5 protein-coding genes are annotated in these 6,884 nt (G+C 56.9%); all 5 read right to left on the reverse strand.

Annotated features, from left to right (window positions below; genetic code table 11):
• The coding region (locus F6X39_RS35485; RefSeq protein WP_187620059.1) for a thiamine pyrophosphate-binding protein at nt 1–172 on the reverse strand (172 nt) is incomplete at its 3' end.
• 521 nt (nt 173–693) lie between these two features.
• Nucleotides 694–2,334 (reverse strand): L-lactate permease, encoded by a 1,641-nt coding sequence (locus F6X39_RS35490; RefSeq protein WP_187620060.1) that lies wholly within the window; start codon nt 2,332–2,334, stop codon nt 694–696.
• 319 nt (nt 2,335–2,653) lie between these two features.
• Nucleotides 2,654–3,880 (reverse strand): glycolate oxidase subunit GlcF, encoded by a 1,227-nt coding sequence (gene glcF / locus F6X39_RS35495; protein ID WP_187620061.1) that lies wholly within the window; start codon nt 3,878–3,880, stop codon nt 2,654–2,656.
• Nucleotides 3,881–3,903: 23 nt separating this feature from the next.
• Nucleotides 3,904–4,968: a glycolate oxidase subunit GlcE gene (gene glcE / locus F6X39_RS35500; RefSeq protein ID WP_187620062.1), complete on the reverse strand. Its 1,065-nt coding sequence runs from the start codon at nt 4,966–4,968 to the stop codon at nt 3,904–3,906.
• Nucleotides 4,968–6,467, reverse strand: a complete 1,500-nt coding sequence (glcD, locus tag F6X39_RS35505) for a glycolate oxidase subunit GlcD (RefSeq protein WP_187620063.1) — start codon at nt 6,465–6,467, stop codon at nt 4,968–4,970. The genes glcE and glcD overlap by 1 nt, the downstream gene beginning before the upstream one ends.
• Nucleotides 6,468–6,884 lie beyond the last annotated feature (417 nt).

Below are 6,884 nucleotides of genomic sequence, written 5' to 3' on the forward strand. Positions count from 1 at the left end.
CCATGTGCGATGCGCCCTCGACATGGCGCGCGAGCACGTGGCTGATGCCGCCGGCTTTGCGCATCGCCGAGTAGAACGGGTTGATCGCGGCGCCCGGCACGCCGAACGCGGTATCGATGCCTTCTTTATCGAGCACCAGAACGGCGGCGTCAACCGCTCTCATCCTTGCCATGATCGTATCCTTCAATTATTTCGTGGACGAACTACACCTCATCGATACTTTATTACTGCGTTTTAGTTTGCATAAGGCCAGAAAAGATCACATAAGTCGATATTAAATGTATTGAATAGATCGACGGTTAGTGAAAGTTTCAGTCTGCTCTCAAGTAGCTGACGTCCTCGTCAACATCGATCAACTACGCTCAATACAGGGCGAATTGCGGCCCTCATAATCACGCATTCGAGGAAGACGCCGCCGCAGCGGACGATGGTGCTTAAACGTTTCGGAGTGGCTGTCTACGATTGCTTACGACTCAGTGGCCAGGGCCGGCCGGGCTAGATCGAATGACTGGCGGCGAGAGTCGGACGTCCGGCCTGGTAATCGCCAACCTTTGGCTTGATAGCGGATGCAAAGGAAGAGAACGGCATACCCGAAGTATGGCAATGCCGTTCAGTACCCATCGCAGATCAGCCGCATCGCAAACCAGCCACTCCTGCGGCGGGCGGAAAGCCGTCTGCCGGGGCGGTACCAGCTTAATGATGCAAAGTCGGGATCATCCATGACAGCACGTGCTGTTGCAGAATCACGAGCAGTCCAAGAAGGAACGTCAGAAATACGCTATGCCAGAAGGTCCGTGCGAAAACGATGCCTTCCTTCCCCTTCAATTCCGTCGTTGAAACGCCAGTCGCGATGTTTTGCGGCGAAATCATCTTACCCATCACCCCGCCGGATGAATTGGTTGCCGCCATCAAGACTGGATCAAGCCCCAATTGTCGGGCTGCCACGACCTGCAAGTTGCCAAAAAGCGCATTGCCCGACGTATCGCTTCCGGAGAGAAACACCGCTATCCAGCCGAGCGATGCTGATACCAAGGGGAAAAATGCCCCCGTTGACGCCACGCCCAAGCCTAACGTGTAGCTCATCCCCGAATAGTTAAGCAGATACGCCAGCCCTACAATCATCATTACGGTTGCTATGGCAATCCGCGTCTGCCGCCACGTTTTGACTACGCAACCGAAAAAGTCACCCACACCAGTTCGAGTCCAAAGGGTAGTGATGATTGCCGCCAGAAGAATTGCTGTCCCGGTACCCATCGGCTGGAAATCCCAGACCGCCGCGTAAGGCTTGTTATAAAGCGTGACAAAGACGGCGTTGTGCAAGCCCGGCCACTGAACTTTGAGGTCGCCAATTGTAGCGATCTGCGCATGAACCCAGACGATGACCACTACAGAGACGACGATCCAAGGCATCCAGCCACCGTAGCCGATGCGCTTGCTGCCGATCGCGATTTCCGCAGACCGGATCACTGCAAACGCGGGGTCCGGCTCTGGCTTCCAAACCTTGAGAAACGCGATCGTCACGATTAACGAGGTTAGCGAGGCGAGCACGTCGGTGAGTTGATAGCCCAAATAATTCGAGGTTATGAACTGCGTGAAAGCAAAACTTCCACCCGATACGACAAGGGCTGGCCACAACTTTCCGATTGAACGGATTCCACCATACATTGCAACGACATAGAACGGCAGGAGGAATGCGAAGAACGGCAGTTGTCGACCGACCATGGCAGCAAGCGTGTCCGAGGGGAGCGATGTCACCGCGCCGAGCACCGTGATTGGTACCCCAAGCGCACCAAATGCCACCGGAGCCGTATTGAATATCAGCGCGTAAGTAAGAGCCTCAAGCGTTGGAAAGCCGAGTCCGACGAGCAGCGCGCTGGTAATTGCGACTGGAGTACCGAATCCTGAAATACCTTCAAGCAAACAGCCGAATGAAAAGGCGACAACAAGCAGGACAAGGCGTCTGTCGTCAGGTAGGTGATCTAGCATCCACTGACGAAACTGGTCAAAACGCCCGGACTTAACCGCAATGTTGTAAAGCAGGAGAGCGGTGAACACGATCCACATAACCGGGAGCAGCGCGAGAGCCATGCCGGCAGCAACCGAGTTGAAAGCAAGACCGGCAGGCATGCCCCAAATTGCTATGGAGATAACTAGTCCAGTGATCAGGCCTGCGAGGGAAGCTTGCCAGGCAGGACGACGCAGAATGCCAAGCATTACAAGTGCAACGACAATCGGTATCGCAGCTACCAGGAACGATAGAAGCAGTGAGTTGCTCACGGGGGTAAGCGGCTGCGTATAAATCGCACCTGCTGACAACGGAATTGCTGGATTCATTCTGTCTCCTGTGCCCGATCATTTCGGATAACTTTTGATTTACGATCCAGTTCGACGGCGTAAAAGTGCCGTCGCCTAGAGTACGTGGGACGCCGCACAAAGACTCCGCCCCGATCGACACCATCTTTCAAGCCGCGCTTCGGCGTATCCTCGAACGTCGGAATTCAAATCCGCAGGACAATTCAAGCCGGAATACTTGGGCACAGGTTCACCCGTGTGCGCGTGGAGCAGATTTAAATTCTTGAAGAGCGTCAGCGCCCACCTTTGAGACTGCGACGCAAATTGCGATTGCGGCTCAAACGTCGCATCCGAACCGCCCTCACGCGCGTTCCGAAAGCGACTCCTCAACGAGTTCGATCCAGTGGCGAACTGGAGTCCGGCTTGCACCGTTGAGATGCGTCTGGCAACCGATGTTGGCGGTGACGATCGTATCCGGCTTACCACTCTCGAGTGCGTTGAGCTTGTTCTCGCGAAGCTTGGCCGCCAATACGGGCTGAGTAATCGAATACGTACCAGCCGAACCACAGCACAGGTGAGCGTCTGGGACTGCTGTGAGATCGAAGCCCAGTTGCTGAAGAATACGTTCAACGGCTCCCCCTAGCTTCTGTGCGTGCTGCAAGGTACACGGGCAGTGAAACGCGACGCGCTGGGTTGCCCCACCTCTTAGCTCGTTCATCGGCTCTGCCGCAAGTATTTCAGCAAGATCACGGGCGAGCGCGCTGACGCGTTCCGCCTTGTGAGCGTACGCCGGATCGCGCTGCAGCAATTCGCCATACTCTTTGACGAAGGCACCGCATCCACTCGCCGATATTACAATTGCTTCGGCGCCCGCTTCGATTGCGGGCCACCATGCATCGATATTCCGTTTTGCACGCTCAAGCCCAGTTGCGTGAGCCCCGAGGTGATAATCGGTTGCGCCACAGCAACCAGCCTCCTTAGCAGGGGAAACGCTAATACCAAGTCTGTCCAGCACGCGTGCAGCCGCTGAGTTCGTGTTCGGCGACAGCGAGGGTTGGACGCAGCCTTCGAGCATCAATATACGACGCTGATGCTGAGTTGGTGGCCGACGTTTCGCTGCGACATGGCGGGCCGGTATTTTCTGCTTCACTGAAGCTGGCAACAGCGGATGCAGTGCCCGCCCCGCCTTGAGCGCAGTAGCAAACACTCTTGCACGAGGTACTACATGGCGCAAAGCAGCGCGAAGCAACCTATCGGTTGTTGGCCGCGCAACGTGACGCTCGACCTCCGCACGGCCAATATCAAGAAGCTTGTGATACTGCACTCCCGACGGACACGTGGTTTCGCAGTTGCGGCAACTGAGGCATCGGTCGAGATGAAGCTGCGTTTCCCCAGTGACAGGCTCCCCCTCGAGTACCTGTTTGATCAAATATATGCGCCCGCGCGGACCGTCGAGTTCATTACCAAGCAACTGATAGGTCGGACACGTTGCGTTGCAGAACCCGCAATGTACGCAAGAGCGGAGAATGCCCGCCGCTTCATCTGCGCGCTCGAGCTTCTTTGCTTCTTCGCTGAGATTCGTTTGCATCGGATTACTCGCCTGGAAGTCGTTCAGATTTCCGCGTACATGCGGCCCGGATTAATGATGCCGTGGGGATCTAGCTGCTGCTTCAACTGACGGTGGTACCGCAGCAAGGGCGCAGTTAGCGGGTGAAACGGCTCGTTTGTCTCATGCGAACGGAACGCGGTCGCATATCCACCATGGCGTTGGGCGATCCGACGCAGTTCATCTGCTGGCGCTGAAGTGGTGAGCCAGCGTTGAGCGCCCCCCCAATCCAGCAAGGTGTCGCCCGGCAAGTCGATAACGGGAGCGGTCGGAGGCAGCGAGATCCTCCACAACGAATCCCGCCCGTCAAAGAACGGAAGACGAAATTCGCGCAACGCCGTCCAGAAGGTGCCGTCAGCCTCCTCACCACCGATGAGCTCGCGTGCTGCACGAACGGAGCCATTGCCCCCTTCGAGACGAAGGTGAAGCATGTTGGAGGTGTAGCACGCGCCGGCGATGGGCAGCCCCGAACGTCGCCACTCGGCTAGCCTGAAAAGTGCATCCGCGACGTCAGTCTCAAGTTCCAGGTGAACTGTCGCGCGCGGCTTCGGCAGGACCTTCAGAGATACTTCCGTGATCAACCCGAGGCAGCCGTAGCTTCCTGTGAGCAAGCGCGAAACGTCATAGCCCGCGACGTTCTTCATCACTTCGCCACCAAAACGCATATGCTTACCGTTGCCAGTGATCGCGCGGCAGCCCAAGACGAAATCACGCACCGACCCGGCCCATGGACGGCGCGGACCAGACAAACCAGTCGCCACCATCCCACCAACCGTCGCAGCCCCCCCGAACGCTGGCGGCTCGCACGGAAGCATTTGACCGGCAGCATCCAGCACGGCATTTAGTTCAGCGAGAGGAGTGCCAGCCCGGGCGGTAATCACCAGTTCGGTCGGATCGTAGCTGACGATGCCTCTGTGCTTGCGTGTGTCCAGAGGTGCTGCATCGACTACACGTCCCAACGCCAATTTGCTGTCACCGCCGCGGATCCGAAGTGGTGTCCGCGTGCGGATGGCCTGCATCACTTGCTCAATGAGTTGCGCGCTGTTATCGGGGTCCATATCGCGGCGCATCAGAAGCGCTCCAGTTCAGGGAAAGGAAGTTGCCCGTGATGCACGTGCATTGATCCAAACTCGGCACAGCGGTGCAGCGTGGGTACGTTTTTGCCAGGGTTCAGCAAACCGTTCGGGTCAAACGCCGCCTTCACCGCGTGGAATACGAGCAATTCGTCGCTGTTGAATTGCGCGCACATCTGATTGATCTTCTCGCGACCTACGCCGTGCTCACCCGTAATGCTGCCGCCCACTTCTACGCACAGTTCAAGGATTCGCGCACCGATCGCTTCAGCTCTATCCATCTCACCCGGGACGTTTGCGTCAAAAAGAATGAGCGGATGCATATTGCCGTCGCCCGCGTGAAATACGTTGGCAACGCGCAACCCATATTCGATGGACAAGTCAGCGATTCCTTTTAGAACCCGAGGCAACTGCCGGCGTGGAATCGTGCCATCCATGCAGTAATAATCCGGAGAAATTCGACCGACAGCGGGGAACGCATTCTTTCGTCCCGCCCAGAATTTTTGACGCTCCGCTTCGTCCTTCGCGAGACGCACATCCGTCGCACCCGCCATACGCAATATCGCGTCGACGCGCTCCACGTCCTCCTGCACGTCCGAGTCAGATCCGTCAAGTTCGCATAGAAGGATTGCCTCGGCCTCGACCGGGTAGCCAGCACGGATAAAGTCCTCGGCAGCCCGGATGGCGAGGTTGTCCATCATTTCAAGCCCCCCGGGAATGATTCCATCGCCGATAATCTTTGCCACTGCGGCACCGGCGCGTTCGACATCGTCAAAACTGGCGAGCAACACCTTCGCGCTTTGCGGCTTCGGAAGCAGCTTGACCGTAACTTCAGTCACGATTCCCAGCATCCCTTCCGAGCCAGTAAAGAGCGCCAGCAGATCAAATCCAGCGCTATCCAGGGCCTGAGAACCCAACGTCAGCCGCTCACCCTCGATAGTCAAAATCTCCACTTTCAGTATGTTGTGAACGGTCAGACCGTATTTGAGACAGTGCACGCCGCCAGCGTTCTCGGCCACATTGCCGCCAATCGAACATGCGATCTGGGATGACGGGTCAGGGGCGTAGTAAAGGCCGTACGGCGCCGCTGCCTGTGAAATTGCAAGATTGCGGACGCCCGGCTGCACCCGCGCCGTACAAGCATCTACGTCCAATTCGATGATCTTGTTGAAGCGGGCCATCACGAGCAATATCCCCTTCTCAAGAGGCATCGCACCTCCCGAAAGTCCCGTGCCTGCTCCGCGGGCAACTATCGGTATCCGGCGCCGGGCAGCGTACTTCAACAAGTGCTCAACCTGCTCAATCTTGTCGGGCAGAGCAACAAGCATTGGAGCGCATCGATACGCTGAAAGCCCGTCGCATTCAAAGGGCCGCATGCCTTCTTTGGAATTCAGCAATTCCATGTCCGGCAGGAGGGTCCTGATCTCCCTTACAAGCGTGTCCTTGTCGTGCGACGGAAGAACACCGTCGATCACTTCGTCGTAGAGGTAGCTCATTGGCCATACCCCGCCGTCATTGCTTGACACCAAGCGGCGCAAGTACTCGGAACATGGACGGCAGGCTCAATCGGTCTGACGAACGGATGATGGAATTCCTGTGACATTTCGTCTCCTTCACATCGCAGCGCTCGCATAGCACGCAGAGCTCCGACCTTATGGTTCTGTTTTGGTCTTTTGGCCGACTGGTCGACCACCTGACCAGACCGATCGTAGTCGCGTGCAACGGCCGTGGAAACGGGTGGAAACCCTAAAACGGGACGTCTCGCGACAAATGGAACCAGTGCCCTAGACGGCGAATTTGCGAGTCAGGTGCCCGCCACAACGGATGACTACGTGGAAACAACCAGGAACTTGACCACCAAAATTCGAGATGACTCGAAGGCCGACGTTAGGACCTAATGCTTGATGTCCCAC

This window comes from Paraburkholderia sp. UCT2 (assembly GCF_014397665.1).
In the GTDB taxonomy this organism is placed as follows: domain Bacteria; phylum Pseudomonadota; class Gammaproteobacteria; order Burkholderiales; family Burkholderiaceae; genus Paraburkholderia; species Paraburkholderia tuberum.

What these genes read in the sequence shown, in the direction of transcription:
- glcE (WP_187620062.1), bottom strand. Translation starts at nt 4,968, where the DNA reads ATGCGCCGCGATATGGACCCCGATAACAGCGCGCAACTCATTGAGCAA.
- glcF (WP_187620061.1), bottom strand. Translation starts at nt 3,880, where the DNA reads ATGCAAACGAATCTCAGCGAAGAAGCAAAGAAGCTCGAGCGCGCAGAT.
- glcD (WP_187620063.1), bottom strand. Translation starts at nt 6,467, where the DNA reads ATGAGCTACCTCTACGACGAAGTGATCGACGGTGTTCTTCCGTCGCAC.
- F6X39_RS35490 (WP_187620060.1), bottom strand. Translation starts at nt 2,334, where the DNA reads ATGAATCCAGCAATTCCGTTGTCAGCAGGTGCGATTTATACGCAGCCG.